Annotated in this window: 17 protein-coding genes, 2 tRNA genes and 2 pseudogenes; 4 read left to right on the top strand and 17 right to left on the bottom strand. The window is 46.1% G+C overall.

Annotation, left to right across the window (positions count from 1 at the left end):
• Positions 1–17: 17 nt before the first annotated feature.
• Together HS1genome_RS05125 and HS1genome_RS05120 are read right to left on the bottom strand one after the other, a co-directional pair.
• Complete coding sequence (locus HS1genome_RS05125) at positions 18–326, bottom strand: MarR family transcriptional regulator (protein WP_126449885.1); 309 nt, start codon at positions 324–326, stop codon at positions 18–20.
• Positions 327–445: 119 nt separating this feature from the next.
• The gene (locus tag HS1genome_RS05120) at positions 446–766 is read right to left on the bottom strand and encodes a hypothetical protein (RefSeq protein WP_126449884.1); all 321 of its coding nucleotides are present in this window, start codon (positions 764–766) and stop codon (positions 446–448) included.
• Between the two features lie 131 nt (positions 767–897).
• Between HS1genome_RS05120 and HS1genome_RS05115 the strand changes: the two genes are divergently transcribed.
• Positions 898–2079, top strand: coding sequence for a pyridoxal-phosphate-dependent aminotransferase family protein (locus HS1genome_RS05115; protein WP_229768159.1), 1182 nt, complete (start codon positions 898–900; stop codon positions 2077–2079).
• A gap of 253 nt (positions 2080–2332) precedes the next feature.
• On the opposite strand, the gene HS1genome_RS11990 is transcribed toward HS1genome_RS05115, so the two are convergent.
• The 5 genes from HS1genome_RS11990 to HS1genome_RS05090 form a co-directional block, all read right to left on the bottom strand.
• Entirely contained in the window at positions 2333–2575 is a 243-nt protein-coding gene (locus tag HS1genome_RS11990) for a hypothetical protein (RefSeq protein ID WP_179950433.1), read from the bottom strand.
• A 192-nt stretch (positions 2576–2767) separates the two neighbouring features.
• On the bottom strand, positions 2768–3166 hold the full coding sequence (locus HS1genome_RS05105; RefSeq protein WP_126449883.1) for a universal stress protein: 399 nt from the start codon (positions 3164–3166) through the stop codon (positions 2768–2770).
• A complete protein-coding gene (locus HS1genome_RS05100; protein ID WP_126449882.1) occupies positions 3166–4170 on the bottom strand; it encodes a phosphorylating glyceraldehyde-3-phosphate dehydrogenase in 1005 nt (334 codons plus the stop codon). The genes HS1genome_RS05105 and HS1genome_RS05100 overlap by 1 nt, the downstream gene beginning before the upstream one ends.
• Positions 4167–5393 (bottom strand): phosphoglycerate kinase, encoded by a 1227-nt coding sequence (locus tag HS1genome_RS05095; RefSeq protein ID WP_126449881.1) that lies wholly within the window; start codon positions 5391–5393, stop codon positions 4167–4169. Before HS1genome_RS05095 ends, HS1genome_RS05100 begins: the two co-directional genes overlap by 4 nt.
• 660 nt (positions 5394–6053) lie before the next feature.
• Positions 6054–6800, bottom strand: a complete 747-nt coding sequence (locus tag HS1genome_RS05090; RefSeq protein WP_126449880.1) for a hypothetical protein — start codon at positions 6798–6800, stop codon at positions 6054–6056.
• A gap of 68 nt (positions 6801–6868) precedes the next feature.
• Here HS1genome_RS05090 and HS1genome_RS05085 point away from each other — a divergent pair.
• Positions 6869–6941: transfer RNA gene (locus HS1genome_RS05085), tRNA-Gln, on the top strand.
• Positions 6942–6948: 7 nt separating this feature from the next.
• A tRNA-Arg gene (locus HS1genome_RS05080) sits at positions 6949–7025 on the top strand.
• Positions 7026–8299: 1274 nt separating this feature from the next.
• Here the strand turns inward: HS1genome_RS05080 and HS1genome_RS05070 are convergent.
• Both HS1genome_RS05070 and HS1genome_RS05065 read right to left on the bottom strand, forming a co-directional pair.
• Positions 8300–8911: an N-glycosylase/DNA lyase gene (locus HS1genome_RS05070; RefSeq protein WP_126449879.1), complete on the bottom strand. Its 612-nt coding sequence runs from the start codon at positions 8909–8911 to the stop codon at positions 8300–8302.
• A complete protein-coding gene (locus HS1genome_RS05065) occupies positions 8844–9350 on the bottom strand; it encodes a hypothetical protein (protein ID WP_126449878.1) in 507 nt (168 codons plus the stop codon). The genes HS1genome_RS05070 and HS1genome_RS05065 overlap by 68 nt, the downstream gene beginning before the upstream one ends.
• A 236-nt stretch (positions 9351–9586) precedes the next feature.
• Here HS1genome_RS05065 and HS1genome_RS05060 point away from each other — a divergent pair, with 236 nt between their 5' ends.
• Entirely contained in the window at positions 9587–11857 is a 2271-nt protein-coding gene (locus HS1genome_RS05060; protein ID WP_373286767.1) for an STT3 domain-containing protein, read from the top strand.
• Between the two features lie 356 nt (positions 11858–12213).
• On the opposite strand, the gene HS1genome_RS05055 is transcribed toward HS1genome_RS05060, so the two are convergent.
• The 8 genes and pseudogenes from HS1genome_RS05055 to HS1genome_RS05020 form a co-directional block, all read right to left on the bottom strand.
• The gene (locus tag HS1genome_RS05055; protein ID WP_197721541.1) at positions 12214–12360 is read right to left on the bottom strand and encodes a nucleolar RNA-binding Nop10p family protein; all 147 of its coding nucleotides are present in this window, start codon (positions 12358–12360) and stop codon (positions 12214–12216) included.
• 11 nt (positions 12361–12371) lie between these two features.
• Positions 12372–13148 carry a translation initiation factor IF-2 subunit alpha gene (locus HS1genome_RS05050; protein WP_126449876.1) on the bottom strand — a complete coding sequence of 259 codons (777 nt, stop codon included), beginning with the start codon at positions 13146–13148 and terminating at the stop codon, positions 12372–12374.
• Entirely contained in the window at positions 13149–13346 is a 198-nt protein-coding gene (locus tag HS1genome_RS05045) for a 30S ribosomal protein S27e (protein WP_126449875.1), read from the bottom strand.
• On the bottom strand, positions 13346–13633 hold the full coding sequence (locus HS1genome_RS05040; protein ID WP_126449874.1) for a 50S ribosomal protein L44e: 288 nt from the start codon (positions 13631–13633) through the stop codon (positions 13346–13348). The genes HS1genome_RS05045 and HS1genome_RS05040 overlap by 1 nt, the downstream gene beginning before the upstream one ends.
• Positions 13634–13635: 2 nt before the next feature.
• On the bottom strand, positions 13636–14079 hold the full coding sequence (gins15, locus tag HS1genome_RS05035; protein ID WP_126449873.1) for a DNA replication protein Gins15: 444 nt from the start codon (positions 14077–14079) through the stop codon (positions 13636–13638).
• Positions 14069–14983: pseudogene (locus HS1genome_RS05030) on the bottom strand (DNA primase small subunit domain-containing protein); the annotation flags it as partial. The gene gins15 and the pseudogene HS1genome_RS05030, both read right to left, overlap by 11 nt.
• Positions 14949–15686 (bottom strand): beta clamp domain-containing protein, encoded by a 738-nt coding sequence (locus HS1genome_RS05025; RefSeq protein ID WP_126449871.1) that lies wholly within the window; start codon positions 15684–15686, stop codon positions 14949–14951. The gene HS1genome_RS05025 and the pseudogene HS1genome_RS05030, both read right to left, overlap by 35 nt.
• A gap of 26 nt (positions 15687–15712) precedes the next feature.
• A pseudogene (locus HS1genome_RS05020) lies at positions 15713–16476 on the bottom strand (ATP/GTP-binding protein).
• Positions 16477–16503 lie beyond the last annotated feature (27 nt).

The following is a 16503-nucleotide window of genomic DNA, read 5'->3' as shown; positions in this document are numbered from 1 at the left end:
GCCAGCTTAGATTTAGCTCAGCTTTTCACGCTACTGCTTTGAGACTCTTGGGTAGCCTTTGCGGTCTTGATCTTCTTCACTATTTCCTCTCCCATTAGAGTTAATCTGTAGCGCATCTTTCGTCCTCTTTGTTTCGCGACTAGTCCGTGGGCTTCTAGAACCCTCAAGTTGGATATGGTGGCGTTCCTCTTCAGTCCAGTGAGTTGTTCAAGATCGTCTAAAGTTGACCTAGGCCTCGCATATATTGCCAGCAACAAACGTAGACGGATAGCGTTCATTTCTTGATACCGTCGCATTATCTCCATCAAATCTACACAACCTTCCATAATAGACGAAAGGATTGCCTCAAATATAAGTTAGTATAATGATGGAGCCACTCAATTCCCTATAATCCAAATACAGTCACCTATTTTCAACGACTAATTATAGAAAGTGAAAATAAAAATTAAATTATAATAGAAGCAAGGGCAATGAGACTACTTAGCCTCTCTACTAGCTTGTTGTACAAGGACCTGAAGAAGACGTTTAGGAAGTACCTGAACCTTATGACAGTAAGCAACTCCTTCCCTACCCTTTCCAGTTTTTCTATGAGGTTCCTCAAACGAGAGGACTTGAGAACAAGTTTAGCTCTCTCGATTACGTTAAGCAACTTCCTCACAGCGGAGCGGACTCTCACTAGCTCCCTAGCCGAGAGCTCTTCCGAGAGCCTAGCATAGGAAGCCCTCAGCAGCTTCACCTCTAAGAAATCGTGGAACTCTAGGGTCACAAGATTTACTTTAATTCCTAGCGGATAAAAGGTGGAGGACGTGATGATATTTCGGGGAGAGCGAGGGGTGAGCTTCTTTCAGCGGACTGAGCTTCTTCATTTTTTACCAACTTATGTCCTAAGAATCTGCTATGGATAGAGTCGTAAGAGATCGTAGGGTACTCATGCATGTGGGCCCTGTAGAGATAGAATTGGACGTCCTGTTAGCAGGAGTTAGGGAGAACGTAGGGTTCACCTCTAAGGAGTTCGTCCACGCTATGTCTTCGGCGCTTAAGGGGTTAAGGAAAGTTATGGGAACTCCACACTACCAACCTTTCATCATTCCTGGCGGGGGAACTTCTGCCATGGAGAGTGTGACCTCTTTGCTCAAGAAGGGCGAGAAGGTCTTAGTGGTTTCCAACGGGGTTTTCGGAGATAGATGGATCAACATATTCAAGAGGTATCCAGTTCAAGTCGACAGCCTGAAGGCTGGAGCTGGAGATTACGTTAAGCCCGAGCGAGTGGAACAGGCCGTGAAGAGTAACCAGTACACCGCTGTTACATTGACCCACGTGGAGACCAGCACTGGTGTAAGGGAACCTATCAAAGAAGTGGTGGAAAGGATAAGAGACAACGTGGAGTTAGTCGTGGTGGACGGAGTGGCTAGTGTCGCGGGAGAGGAAACTAGGGCCGAGGAATGGAAGGTGGACGTGATCTTAACTGCCAGTCAAAAGGCGTTAGGCTGTCCCCCTGGAGCAGGGCTTCTAGCCATTTCTCCAGACGCCCTCTCTAGGATCTCAGAAGAGTCGTTAAGTGGTTACTATCTACACTTAGGAAATTGGCTTAACGTTATGCGAGCCTTAGAGGAGGGCAAGGCAAGCTACTTCGCTACCCTTCCAGTTCACTTAATACTCATGCTCGCTAGGGCCTTCGCCCTAGTTGAAGAGGAGGGACTAGAAAACAGAATAAAAAGGCACGAGATGGTAGCAGAAGCAATTAGAAGAGGTGTAGAGGCAATGGGGCTGGAGATAGTGGCAAGGGATCCTAGCTCCTATAGTAACACTGTGACTGGTGTTAAATTGAGCAAGGTACCGGCTTCGGATGTCCTGAACGCTATGGCAGACGCAGGTATAGAATTAGCGCCAGGAGTTCACCCCGATTTAGCCAATAAGTATATCAGGATAGGTCATATGGGATGGATTACGCCTAATGACGCTATAGCCACGGTAGCCACCCTTGAGAGGACCCTGAACTCCTTAGGTGAGTCCGTGAAGGTCGGAGAAGGTGTCAGAGCCACGCAGGAATACCTCTCTAGTCGCCTTGTAGGACTTTAGCTGATAGCCGTATTAATTGAGAGCTATACTAACTTTATTCTTTAAAAGAAGTAGCTGTTTATTTTATCGGGATTTACCAAGACTGAAGACCGCTCCCTTGAGGAGATAGGTTGAGCCCTCATTTAGATACCGGTCCTCAAGACACTAGACCGATGGCAGTCGCGGCCTGAGTGATCAGTGAGATGCCTCTGTCGAAGACGAGGGTCGACGTGGTGCACCTCTGCTCCAACAGAAGCCCTTCGTAGTCACTAACCTATTCGGGATTTAGTCCAAAGGCCTGAGCTGCCCTCACCAAGTCCTCCAGACTGATCTTGGAGTGCGCCGAACTCCTAGGAATTCTCCTACCTCTGGACCTTGGGCCCTCTTGAAAGTAGGAGAGCCAAAGTATTAACCTGTTCCCCTCTAGATCGTGGAGGGTCACTGCCTCACCAGCACGGCGTTCACTACGCCGTCCTGGCCTAGAAGTGACAACTGCAGTTCCGATCTCCGTCCTCAACTTAGCGCCCTTAACTACGATCCTGTCACCAACCTATTCCGCACCTAGGTGCGGGGGCCGCGGTGCCCGTGGAACTTTACCCTCCATTGTTGGGCAAGGTGTGTATCGAAGTGGGGAGTCTTGTACGTGAAGGTGGGGTAACCTACTAGGCTTGAAACTATTAAAATAGTCTATATTGCGCTATTATATAACTTACCTTACAATTATTACAGTCGTGGGAGAGTTTGCGGCTATAGCTAGGGCCGTAGATCCTATATTGAGCTCTTGGTTTATGGATGTGCCCCGTGCTCCTAATATGACTGCGTCGTACGAGCCGTCGTAGAGTTCCTTCAGGATCTCGTTAGGAACACTACTATCCGTCCCCGCCTCTAACAACTTAAATTCATAGTCGACCTTCCTCTCTAATTTTGATTGTACTGACTTCCTCACTTCATCCGTACCTTCACCTTTTACGTGAACTACAGTTATCTTTGAACCGTATCTCTTGGCGAAATCTACTGCGAGCTCCAGCGCTCTAAATCCGTTCTCCGAACCGTCAACAGGAACTAAAACTTTCCTGAGCCAGAAGCTTACTCTGTAACTCGACTCCATTAAGGAAACACCCCCTTTAATACTCCCAACGTTTCGTTTGTAAGTTCCATAGAGTTACGAATTCCCATGAGGGCTCTTATAGCGTCTACGTTTTCTGGTACGACTATGGACTCTTGATGGACTGCGTACATGAAAGTCACCTCGTTGTCCTTCACGTTTATTGAGTCCTGAAATATCACGACTTCTGGTATGTCCGCTCTTTCTCTTCCCGCGTCTCGAGCTGCCTCGAATAGCTCTGCGGTACTCGTCACTGACTTTGAGAGCACTATTCTAGGAGTTCTCACCAGAACTTCTTCTAGTCTGTCCTTGGAAGGACGTTCTGCCATTGTAACATATAGAGTGTGAAGGTGCATTAGGTTAGTTGGAGCTACCACAGCAGCAGTCATTATATCGAGATCCCTTAGTACACTCTTCACATCTAATGTGTGGTGGCTGGGAATTGACGCAGGATCCGCCACCAGCGCATTGATAGGTCCCTTCTTTACTTCCTTCAGATCTGCAGCCCTCCTCACTATTACTCCCCTCACTTTAGCTATCTTACCTGTTTTCATTGTAGTGCATAACACCCGGAGTATGCCAGTCGTGTTGCATGAGACTACTCTCAACGAATCCTTCCCCAGCGCCTCCTCGAAGTTACAGAGGGCCGAGAATGAGAGCTGGGCCACGTCAGCCTTCTCCCCACCTTGGAAGACTGCCTTCTTACCTAGCTTCTGATACGTCTGTCTATACTTTGCTCCTACACCGTTAGGCGTTGCGTCCACTATGACGTCGGCCTCTTCAAGTAGACTCTCTACGTCACCCTCGACTTTTATTCCGACACCTTCAAATACCTTCATGTTTTCCTTGGATGTGTAGAGCCTTATTCCCTTCTTGATGGCTTGAACAGCCTCGAAGTTAGGTGTCATTTTGGTTACTCCAATAAGCTTCATGTCTGGCTGCTTCGACACAGCATCTGCTACCCTCTTTCCAATAGTCCCGTACCCGTTTACTGCAACCTTGATCACGCTTTCACACCTCTTGACAACGCTTCTAGGGCTGGTAGACTCTCTCCCGCCAAGAAAAGGAGTAAGGCACCTCCGCCCGTGGAAACGTGCACCTTCGCGGGATCTAGTTGGGCTTCACCTATAACACTTATCATATGTCCTCCACCCACAATAACATAGCCTTTACTTTCCAAGGCCGCTCTGAGTAAAGAGCTACTCCCTCTCCTGAAGCGCTCATCTTCTATTACTCCCATTGGTCCCCTAAGAACCGTTAATCCCGCGTCCCTTATGAACGAGGAGTAGATCTCCTCAGTTGTAGGACCCACATCTTTTATAATGCCGCTTATCCTTGTGGAACTCTCCTCAATTACATTACCTTGACTCTCGACTCTGAAGTCCACAGGCACCTCAACTGGGGCTCCCGCCAACAACACCTTCTTTGCTCTAGGAACCAACGAAAGTATACCATGTCTCTCTAGAATTTGTAGGTTCTCCTTTCCTAGGTTCATTCCTTTAGCAATCATGAAGACCTCCGCTAGAAGCCCCCCTGTGAGGATCCTATCAGCCAACCTCCTTTTAGAGAGATTTTCAATTATTCTTATACTATCTTGTACCTTCCCTCCCCCTAGGACGAATACCTTAGGAGAAGTTTCTGAATTGAAGATCTTGGCAAGAGCAGAGACTTCTCTCTCCATCAATCTGCCAGCGCTCGATGGAATCACCACTGGGAAGCCCACTAAACTAGGTTGAGATCTGTGGGCGGTGGCAAAGGCATCATTGACGAACGAGTTTACAACTTTCGACAACCTATTTACTAGGAAGCTCCTAGCGTGCTGATCTGGGGGCGCTTCTATTAATTCCTCAGAAACCAGTCTAACGTTGTCTAACATAATCACTTCCCCAGACCTGAGCTCCCTTATTCTATTTAGAGCATAGGGACCCATAACGTCCTCCACGAACTCTACTTCTTGGCCTAAATACCTTGATAGAACTTTCGAGTGTTCCTCTAGGCCTACGAAGTCGCTATCTCCTGGCCTTCCTTGATGAGATAGTAAAACTAATGCGTTCCCCTTCTCAATCAGTTCTCTTAAGGTGGGTATATGCGCCTTGATTCTAGAGTCGTCGAGCAGCTTTCCGCTCTTAGGTTCTATTGGCGAGTTTATATCTAATCTCACTAGTATCTTCTTGTTTAAGAAGGAGAGATCATCTAGTGTCGGAATCGAGAGCTCTCCAACACGGATCAAAGTTTATCGAGGTTAAGAATTTCCCTGCCGTTATAAAGATGTAAGGTCAACGAATGTGAAAGAATTTGGGCCTCAAGACCAGTGCCTAGACAGTCAGTCTTTAGAAAAATCTAAGACAACGTCTTCATAATTTTATTAAAGATATAAACATTTAATTAAAATTAGAATATCAGATAGAGAGTGCACCACCATGATACGGCGCCCTCCTTTTTGACATTTTTACAGTTTTAGGAACTCATGGTTTCTCTTAATGTAGGTACTATCAGAACGATGGGAGGCTAAGAGGGTGAATCGTGCATAGTTAGCAGAATGTCTCCCGTCACGCATGTGCCACGAAGGATCTTCATATTATAAAATGCAGAAGGCCTCACCTTTCAAGACGTAGATGGAATAGTCATGCTATAAATTTACGTAAATTTGAAAGCCTCGCCCTTTAGGGGCGGGGATGAAGTCAGATAATTCTAAAGAGCGTGTCACTCCATCGCCGGTGAGCATCTCCGAGTCGCGTAGACGAGGATCTAGACGCATCTACCTTGACCGTGAACGTCAAGGTCCAGAGCGTAGTATTGGGTGGGAGTTGCCCTCGCATGTTATCCCATCCACCCTTATGGGAAGGTGTGATAGTGAAGTAGGAAGCACCCTCAGCGAGGGTAGCTCGCTTTACGCTATTAGTAATTTGTCCCATACTAGAGGTATCACAGAAGCCAGATTGAAATCATTCATAAGTAGATTTATCTCTACCTGTCTCGCGGAAACACGTTTAAATTCCATCTTTAATTCACTGTCGGACTCGAAGTAAGCTAGGGCAATTTTAAATGAGTCAGGGACGTCCTCAACCCTAGAGCATGAGGCCGCTATTCCTAACTGAGGAGGAGAAAATGAGATGTTTTGCAGCACACATGATGGCGAATTTAACGTTCTCCTTATGATAGAAGTGAAGAGAGAGTTCATGTCATAGGGGATCTCCTCTCCCCTGACTCCCAAGGGAGGAAGTAAGAGCTTAACGCTTACGTTTGATCTCTTGGCATTCTTTATAACGAAGTCTCCACTAACGAATGTATAGAAGAAGCTTGACATTTTGAGAGACGAAAGGTTAGAGTTAAATAAATCTCCATATCTTTTGAAGTGTGTATGTAGTTTTTCTAAGAACTTATATTCATCTACCTTGGCGTTAGTTACTAACATCAGTTTGGCACTTATAAGATTTCTAAGTTCGGTTTCACCTTTATAATACAAAACGTAAGTTCCGTACCTCTTCAGACCTATTTTAGAGGTGACTGAGTTAACAGCACCGCAAATCTGAGAGAGGAATGGATTTCTCCTTACTAGCAGCCACTCTCCCAACTCATCGCGTACTGTGAGATTTGGCTCCTCATCACCGGTCTTTCTGAAAAGTCCTAGTTTCACGACACATCACTGAATGTTATCACCTAGCCTGTGAAAGCTTTAAATTTTGAGAAAAGGAAGCAGCGCTTAGCCGGGTAGTCTAGCGGTCAAGGATCCAGGGCTCTGGCCCCTGGGACCTGGGTTCGAATCCCAGCCCGGCTAGACTACTGGACCCGTAGCTCAGCCAGGACAGAGCGCTGGCCTCCTAAGCCAGTGGTCGGGGGTTCGAATCCCCCGGGTCCGCCACCTTTTAACCTTTTTGGGGTTTGATGAGGCGAAAGTCCCCTTCTCAGGGACGAATAGCTCCTCAGGAAATTTTTATGCGTGAAGTAATGACTGTTCTTGATATCGGCTGCAAAAGCTTGGTCGTACCCTAGCTACTGGGAGAACTCACGCCCGTGGAGAGGAAACCCTCCGTGACCTCCCTCCCATACTGTTCATAGAACGGTTCCACGGAACCTCCGCTATGGTGAGGGGGATCGAGGTCGCTCAGGGAAACTGGAAATCCGTAAGGTGAGAATGCCCCGCCCTTAAGGATGGGGTAGTTCACTGATTAGCTAGACGTAGCTTACAAAAATTGGGGGTTCAAAGGGGGCGTAAAGTCTCGCCCTTCACGGCGGGGACGGATAGCCCCCTTGTATTTATACTTCTTTGTTAAAATTTCTCTTAGTGGTACTAACGACGCTCCTCCCCAGCTCGATCGAGGGCTTAACGGGACTGTGGGAGGAGCAACTATCGTCTCTCTTCTCTTAAGGGACTAGACGTAATGGGTGAAAGTCCCCTCCTCTTCAAATGGGAGTGGATCTCTGATCCACTCGACTGCCCACCAAACGAGACATGTAAACCCGAACCGATGGTGGGAACGACGATCCCTCTGGGAGGGAACCCTCGCCCTTCCAGGGCGGAGAGGAAGTCAGAGGAAGCTCGATAGAAGATGGTAACTTCAACTTCCACTCTCGCAGAAATTGTGGGTTCAAAGAAGATGTAAGACTCAGCCAACGGAAATGGATAGTCCTCCGTAAATTTACACAAATTTAAGAACCCGAATTTAAAAACCCTAGAAGGATCTATCTATAAATTTTGGTTTATAGTTATAATAGTTCAAGAAACTTCCTCTCAAAGCAAACTCGTAAACTGCATGCTAGGTCAGTCAAAGAAATAGAACTTAAATCCCCTACTTAATACATTATTACTATTGAATTAAAAAGTCTGGTATGTTGAAGAAACTTGAGCATATATGAAATAAGCCACAACGTAAACTCCTTGTTTACCCGTACGTATTCAGCTCAAAACTGTGAGACGAATACCGAAAAAGGCATTGTATTTCATAAATCGAGGCTGATCATATACGAAGAGGACAGAACGCTAGCGCCCCGTAGAACTAACGAAAAGTTGTTAATAAGGGGAGATTTGCACCTTATTTATTCTGTCCACCCTTAAATCGCGAGACCCTTGGCCCAAGAAAGGTGGTGCTATCATTTAGAATCTATGGAGTTTTGAGGTCTCTTAGTGCTTATAACTCACTTCAAGATGGTTGAAGTTTCTAGGTACCATAAATATAGATCTAGTAAACCAGGTGGCATTAAGACAGCCGACGAAATCGACCTCACTACTCCTTCAAGATACCAGTAGTTTCTCGGTGTTATCTTTGTCTCGTTTGCTGCGCCTGCTCTTCTTAAAAAATGGAGAATATGTCTATCTATTATCGCTAAATCGAAGTAGCCAACGTTCCTCAAAAAATGACTTGCTTCTTTCATACCGATCCCGTCGATCACAAGCAGCTCTTCTCTCGCCCTAAACTGATCTCTATCAGCTATTGGCTTAATCCAGCGTTTCAGTTTTCCTAGTTTACCCCTTGCCCCCACGATATATCTGGCCTTGAGGTTAGGAAATCGATAGCCACTCTCTTTTAGGGCAAGGCTTACTTCCTTCTCTGAACCATCTAGAATTGTCTCCCACGCTTCCTGTAAACTCCTATACGCAGATTCGAAGGATGAGTTGGCGGTCAAGATACACAAAACCAGTTCTTTAAACCACCTGGTCTCTCCTGCTTTATTATTGAGCCTAAACTCTTCTGCCCTTTCTAGCACTTTTGCCCTTAGCTCTGCGTTTCTTAGAACTCCTCTTAGCATGTCTCCTCCTCTTTTTCTCTTTAACTTTTGGCTTCTCTTGCACAGCTCTTTCCTCCTCTAGATCCCCGTTAGTTATTATCCTGGTTCCTGCATCTGTTTCTATTATAATAAAGGGGAGGTTATTTGGAAGTTTTCCTTCCCAGCTCATGAATGGAAGATTTACTTCTGTCCACTGTAATGTGACTGATTCGCCGTTAATCGAAATGGGAATTCCTATTCTTCTCAACATAACTACATGTGGAAAAAGGGGAATACCTCTAACTCCATTCACTTCCGTTTCATTCTTTTCCCCAACTATTCTCAATGTCGGCTCGTTTATCTGGATCCCATCTCCGGTCAAGGTTAACGACGGGGAGAGTACAGTCAAGGACACGTCTCCTATGGTCAGTTTCTTTGATTCTATCCTGTATATCTCGGGCGCTTTATTGCTTGAGTCCAACGAGAGAACAGTTAACCGCAGTAGTAAAAAGCTTATTCAAGGCGCCGATCCGTCCGACCAAGCTGTAGTATGTCTTTCCGTAACTCTATCCTTAATATAACCTAATTTTTTTTTTGTTTTTCATTTATATTGATATAAATTAAAATATTGAATAGCTTGTAGCTCCTTTCCTCCAACTTAGTTATGAGCTTCGTCTTTGGGATAAGTTTTTATCTAGTGCATTTAACCCACTGTCCGTGCAGGCTACTAAGACCGCGAGAGGCATCTTGTCTAGGTTAAGCTTGACTGATGCCCTAGTGGTAACTGGAATAGTGGTAATCTCCATGTTAATAAGGGGCCTATCTGCTGGATATCCTTTAGCTATAAACGGCTTTGATTCTTGGTATCTGTTCTACAATGCCCTCTTGATAACACACGCTGGTGGAAACTGGTACGCAGTACCTCCGGACGTGCATGCTTGGTATCCTTGGGGCTACTTCATAGAGAAGGGAGACACCATAGGTCTTCCTTTTCTAGTTGCGCTAGTATCTATGTTGCTTGGAAATAGTGCAAACTCGGTTTATACTGTGACTATGTATGCTGATATATTTCTGGCTGGTATGGGAGTCGTCGCTGCTTACTTGGTTGGGGAGGCCCTGAGCGGCAGCAAAGGAGGTGGGTACATCGCAGCCCTCTTGGTGGCCTTCTCTCCTGCGCTAACCAGTAAAAACATAGTTGGGGGCCTACCAAAGAGCTCGTGGGGAGGTCTACTAGTCCTCTTTACAATCTATTTGATGTACGTGGGTTCAAAGAAGGGGAAAGCTTGGTATGGAATACCCGCAGGTGTTGTACTTTTCTTGGCAGAGATTACTTGGGGAGGAAACACATACATCATAGGGACACTCGCAGTTGCAGCAATACTCACGGTGCTCCTCAACAGAAATAACGAAGTGACGGCCAAACTCTACACCGTCGCAGGTGTCACAACGGCTTTTCTAACCTCTTTGGCTCCAAACTCAATAGGTTTCATGTCTGGAGCAGCACATGGTCTAGGTTTCCTACTAGTGGGGGTAATATTATACATCGATTTATACTTAAAGAAACATTTGCCCAAGGAATATATAGACGCCACCCCGCTCATTATGGGGGCCCTTGGAGTGATTCTTGTAGGTCTGGTCTTGGTTGGGCTAGTCTTCTCTGGGAAGGTTGACGTTATACCTACAAGATACTTCGCAATAATTAACCCGTTCTATCAAGCTACAGTCCCAATAGATAAGACCGTGGCCGAATACATACCCCAGTCTGTCACTTCGATGATAAGGAGCTTCGGTACCTCACTCTTGCTGCTCATTCCAGGAGTCTATTTCATCTTAAGGAGAGGAAATCTGGCGGAACTATGGCTTTTGGCATTGACGGTCGTCAGTGTTTACGGTACTTCAGAGCAACCGTACCTCTTCAATTACACTGCTTACGTTCTGGCGGCTACCGCAGGAGTTGGAGCTGGCTATATAATATCCACGTTCTATAGCAATAGAACCATAAGGATGTCTAAGGCATTGCCTGCAGTTTTCATAGCGTTGGTAGCCTTCTCAATGGCCGCGGATGCGGCCGTCGCAGTGCAGCAGAGCAACATCCCCAACGCCATAGTTAATTCTGCCTCTCCGTACCCTTATCCATCCTACGCGTGGATAGACGCATTAGACTGGATAAACAATCACACTCCGACAGATTCGGTGATCTTTTCGTGGTGGGACTATGGTTACTGGATTCAAGTTGTGGGAAATCGAACTGTGATCGACGAGAATAATACACTTAATGGCACACAGATACGACTAATGGCAGACATGTTCCTCAATAACGAATCTGTAGCTGCTAACATATTAGAAAGGAATTTCCACCTTTATCCCTACGGAAATCCCAACTTTACCAGACCAGTTTACATAGTGGCTTATGACACCGTAACTGAGTACACTGCTAGCGGGAGTCCGCAATGGTACCTCGGTTATCCACCTTCCTATGGAAGTCCATTCGTTGGGTATACTACTTCCTTTGGGGACATAGCAAAGATGGGAGCTATGATGACCATAGCTGGATATCCTCTTTCCGACTTCCTGAATGACACTCTAATCTACTCTGCAATAAATCAAACTCAAGCCCAATTCAGCAACGAACCTCAGGTGGCTTCCTTCATAGAGAGCTCCATAGTGCAGGCTACTAGCTTCGCCTGGACCAACAGGACATATCAGGCTTTACTGCCTCAGATGTTCATAGAGGCGCTTCAAGCTCAAGGCGGTACAGTTATACAACCCTTCTCTACTCGAGTCCTAATTACGAGTAGTCAGATCTTAGTGGTAGGAAATCCACTTCCGACTGTCCAACTTCACTACTTCCAACCTGTGTATATAGCAATGACTCCATTGGTGTCCTCTAATGGCACACCTATCGGTGGTCCTAACTATGTTAGTTATGTCATGGTAATTATATATCAGTTTGTTCAACCTGGATATATTGCTCCAGTTTCAGAATAACAGTTACTTTTTAATTTAAAGGGGTTGAGGGGGTAAGACCTCCTCGAGTAATGGCCCTACATTCTAACCAGAGGCGACAACCAGGCCGCAGGAGTTTGCTTTCACACCCTCCGGGCTGGGATTAGTACCAGCGTGGTGTCAACCGTCAGCAACTTCACTTCTGAACGGTTTCGTGGAACCCCCTATAGGAGAGGTCCACTGCTGGGCAAGAAATCGTTGCGACATCGACTGGGAGGGTAAGCAGGTCCCGAGGAATTAGAACTCTCCTCAAACAGAAGAGAAGTAGGTCCTCTCCAGTTGGTTCGATGGCTCAACGGGATCGAGGAGGCTTCACAGTAGATGAGACTTACATTTCCTCAACAACCGATTCCCTTAGCTTTCAGCCTTTCCATTACGTATTTATCGACAGGTGAGAAGCGGGGAGGATGACAAACTCGCGTCTTGAAGCCACAATTAGGACATACTTCCCCTAAGGAATATTTGCCACAATTATAACACTTCATTATAAGGAACTTCACTCGATCACCTTGAACTCAACTCCAGCAGACTTCGAAGCTTCCTTTAGTTCTCCGAGTATTCGCTCTAATTCTTTATTTACCTCCTTAGGTTCTACCCCAGTTACTTCGATCTTGTAGCGTGGCGCTCCTATAGTATATATCCTGACATTACCCTCGCTATCTAACGCAGTGGACAGGAACTTCCTTATCACTTCTATTCCTTCCTTTTCCGTGGTTCTGACACTAACAACCTTCGATAACTTTACCTTCCTCTCCTCTACATGTTTACTAGCCTCATCTAGTAAAGGCTTTACCCACTCACGTGGCACACCGACTTTAACTAGAACTTCCTCCCCTTCCTTTACTCCCTTCTCTAGACCATCCATTATGGTACCATATACATCTTCTAGTTTCCATCCTACTTGTTCGTAAGCCTCGTCCTCCGTCTTCCCCAACTTCACTGCCACGATCTCTAAGATCTTATCGGCTCTCTGTTCCTTCTTCCAAAGGAGAAGTTTTTTCTTCCTCTCGTCATCTGTCACCTTCTTCAACGAAACATCTACTGTTCCTCTCTTTTCATCCACTCTTATTACCTTGACCACTTTCTTTTCACCCTCCTTTATGACGTTCCTGACGTTCCTTACCCACTTGCTCGCTATCTCGCTCCACGGTAGGAAAGCCTGAACATTGCTATATTCGTCAAGAACTAGATAACTACCATAGTCGAATATGTCCCTTACCGTTCCTATGACCAAGTCCCCAACCGAGGGTATTTTGTTCCTCTTCTTTATCATTTAGGCAAGTACTCTAGTTACTTCCCCTAAAACCTTTGCCTTTCCCCCAGTCGAGGAGGTTAGCTGCTGACCACAGGACGTGCATCTGACAGGAAAGGTACTGTGACTGAACACTGTTTGCTCGTTTCCACAGTTTCCACATTTGATCCTGAAGAACTTGCTGTTGGGTTCTGGTACAAGTACTTTAGACTTCCTCATCACTTAGCCACCTCTGTAATCTCTAGTTTCTTTAACCTTATGCCCAATCTATAAATGGTATAGCCACACTTCTTGCACTTCAGCTTTAGGAGTTGTTTCTTGGTAGTCTTGGCGAACCTCTTTTGTTCTGGTTTCCTAGTGCTTCCGTACCCGAGGTTCTTTCTATTGTATCTTCTTTGTCCCTCCGATAAACTTCTCCTTTTTCCAGATTTGTAAAGGGTGACTTCATGTTCCGTATGTGTCTTACACTTGGGGCAGTACGTTGACATTGCTTTAGGAACCTTCATCTCTAGTTCACTGTTGTTGAGCTATAGGGGGTTAAATATCCTGCGGACACTAACGGAAAGGCGATACCAACTTCAACTAGTAGCAAATCTCCCTTAGAAAGGTCCTTTCCATCCATTACGAGATTCTTCTCCAATCTGCATAGAATCCTCCCCTTAGAGTATAGCAACTGTCCGCTAAGTAACTTCGCGTAAAGCTCTCGTAACTTTCTTACTATCCCAAATATTTGAGAATCCAAACCTACGACTTCGTCGCCCTCTATCGTCCTTCCTAATCTCAGGTCGAATAGTGAGAGAGCCAGCTCAATTACGATTTCCTCTTGGGCTCTCCTCACCTCAGAAGGTAAGTCCTCGGAAGGTGAAAGATCCCTTAACAATCCCTCCAAGACCTCCTCGCTAAGTTCGGGTCTCAACCCTTTCAATTCCTTCTCCAAGACATCACTTAGCATGTGCGACAATTCTCCCTAACCCCTTAAGACTCATGTGAACTCCCACCGCCGTCTCTACTTTCGTAGGTGTTCCTTTTCTTAATTTAATGTCTCTGTCCAGTACCCTTACCTCTATGTCAACATTAGGCACAAATATTGTGATGCCAGTGAACGGAGAAAGTTGTGTATCGTAGGTGAATTCACTCTCACTCTTCACCTCTTTAACTAGGAGGCCTGACTTCCCATGGAGAGATCCTGGTATTCTAGTTAATCTCCTTACGTCTATTGTGACCTGTTGATCTAGGACAACTCCCTTAGAAGTTATGTAAGATACCACCTCCCGACGTTCGTTAGATCCTAGCCTACCACACTCACCCTTGCACTCGACGTGAACATGGAAGCCCCTATTCCCAGAGAAGTAGGCCCTTCCTGGCATTCCTAAGTCGTCCTTAAGCACGTCTATCAGTCTAAAAGTGTGATTTAGCGCTACCTTAAGGCATACTTCGTTTATTTCAAGGAATTCAACGGCTTGGCCGTGGTGTGAACAGACACCCTCAACCGGGACTCCACATATCGGGCAGAAGTTAAATTTTCTCAATCCAGTGCAAAGGTGATCAGCGTCTACGTCGAAGAGAAGGTCCGAACCCAGCCATCCCTTCTCCTCCATATCTTTTGCTCCAGGTAGAGAATATCTCGCTGACGAATAGTATAGGTGTCTTGGAACGTTCTCTCTTAATGCCGTCATTAACTCTTCCTTATCTCTGAACGCAAGGTGTCTCACATAGGAGTCTGTATCGAAGGGTTGTAGTGCGAACTCTCGAAGAATGAAGTCGTCGGGAATCTCAAGTTGAGCTGTTAGATAATATTCATAGAATAGTTTCTTTAATAAATTATTCTGTCCTAGGGGCGATGTAGACGTCGAAGTGTCCCCCTCCGGCCAATTCGTAGCTTAGTTTCAACGGGACGTTGTTTCCGAGCATCAAGTTAACCACGTCAGATGCCTCGGCCACCTTTGTAACCTTGGACAGGTACTCGGTTCCATAAGTTCCCTCTCCCTCTCCTTCCTCGCACTCCAGAAGCAAACCGTTATCTAAGCTCAACTCTACCTGCGCATCCACCATATCTCCACCGCCTTTGCCTATCAGTTTCCGACCCGCACCTCTGAATGTTAATGTGTCTCCCACATCTGAGAACTGTTCTACCAATTCAGCGAATGTAGCTGAGAGAAGTCTTGCTCTGAAGGGATATTGTATATTTATAGTTGGCCCCTTATCCACTCTCGCTGTAGTAGAGGGCAGCTCGTACATTCTGAAGAACTCTCCTTCCAACTCTAGCTTGACTGATTTATCGTTAGAAATTACGGACAGCAGGTCCTCCTTTCCCACCCTTCTTAGGATGGCCGTAACTTCCTCTGATTTGAAGGTTACAATTGCCTCTTTTTCACTTACTTCATATTCCTGAAAGAACCCTGGACGCAACTCGACGTCCAGGAGAGCCACTCTAGAGCCATCTACACCCCTTAGCCTCATGCCCTCTTTATCCACTACGAAAGTCACATCGTCTAAGAACTCAGCTACACCCTCGATTATTCTCCTGAAGGCCGGGGCATCTACTACCTTTGCTTTCATTCGTGTAGAACCTCGTCAGCAGGATATTATAGATTGGGGTTAGGTTCCTCGGTGTAGTAGTCCTCTCCGCCTGCGAGAATTCTCTGAACTTGAGCGTAAACTTCCCTAGTCCCTTTCCTTCTATGGCAGAGACAGGCGTGGGAGGGGAGGAAGCATACTGGATCACTGAAGAGGCCAGTTCGTAGGAGTTGTCATCTACTATTCCTAGTGCGTCTATTAGTTCTTCTCCTTCGCTCCACGCCGTAATTTTCTCCAACTCTTGGGGAGTGAGGAGATCCACTTTGGACAGTAAGTTAACTTGTGGGAGGTTAAGCCTGAATTTCACTGAGCTGGACAGCAACAATAAGGACAGATAACTTCTAGGTTCCTTTGTCAAAAAGGAGTCCAAAAGGAACAGATTTACGCTCTTAGAGTCCTCTGACAGGAGTGTTAGTAACATCCTTCCTGAATTCCTGTAGGCGAACAACTCTATTTGTCCTGGGGTATCCACTATTACGTAGTTGGCCCTCAACTTATCCATCTCTTCCCTTATCTCAGTCGCTTTTGTTAGCGCCATATCCGTCGCGGCGACGAGAGAGGAGTTTGGACCAAGCCCGTACTTTCTCATTATCTCGCCAGCATCTACATACTGTCTCACATCGAAGTCAGGGACATAAGGTAACCTCTCCACAGCGGGATCTAGGTTAGCCGCAGCCACATCCATCCCTGCCTGAGTCAGGAAATCAATTAGGGAGGCGGTGAGTGTTGTCTTACCAGATCCGGCCGTGCCTGTCACGAAAATGAAATACATCCCCAATAGGAGGACAGGACCCCCAGA

Origin of the sequence: Sulfodiicoccus acidiphilus, from assembly GCF_003967175.1 — an archaeon.
Classification (GTDB): Archaea; Thermoproteota; Thermoprotei_A; order Sulfolobales; family Sulfolobaceae; genus Sulfodiicoccus; species Sulfodiicoccus acidiphilus.
This window is presented reverse-complemented; position numbering and strand designations above follow the sequence as displayed.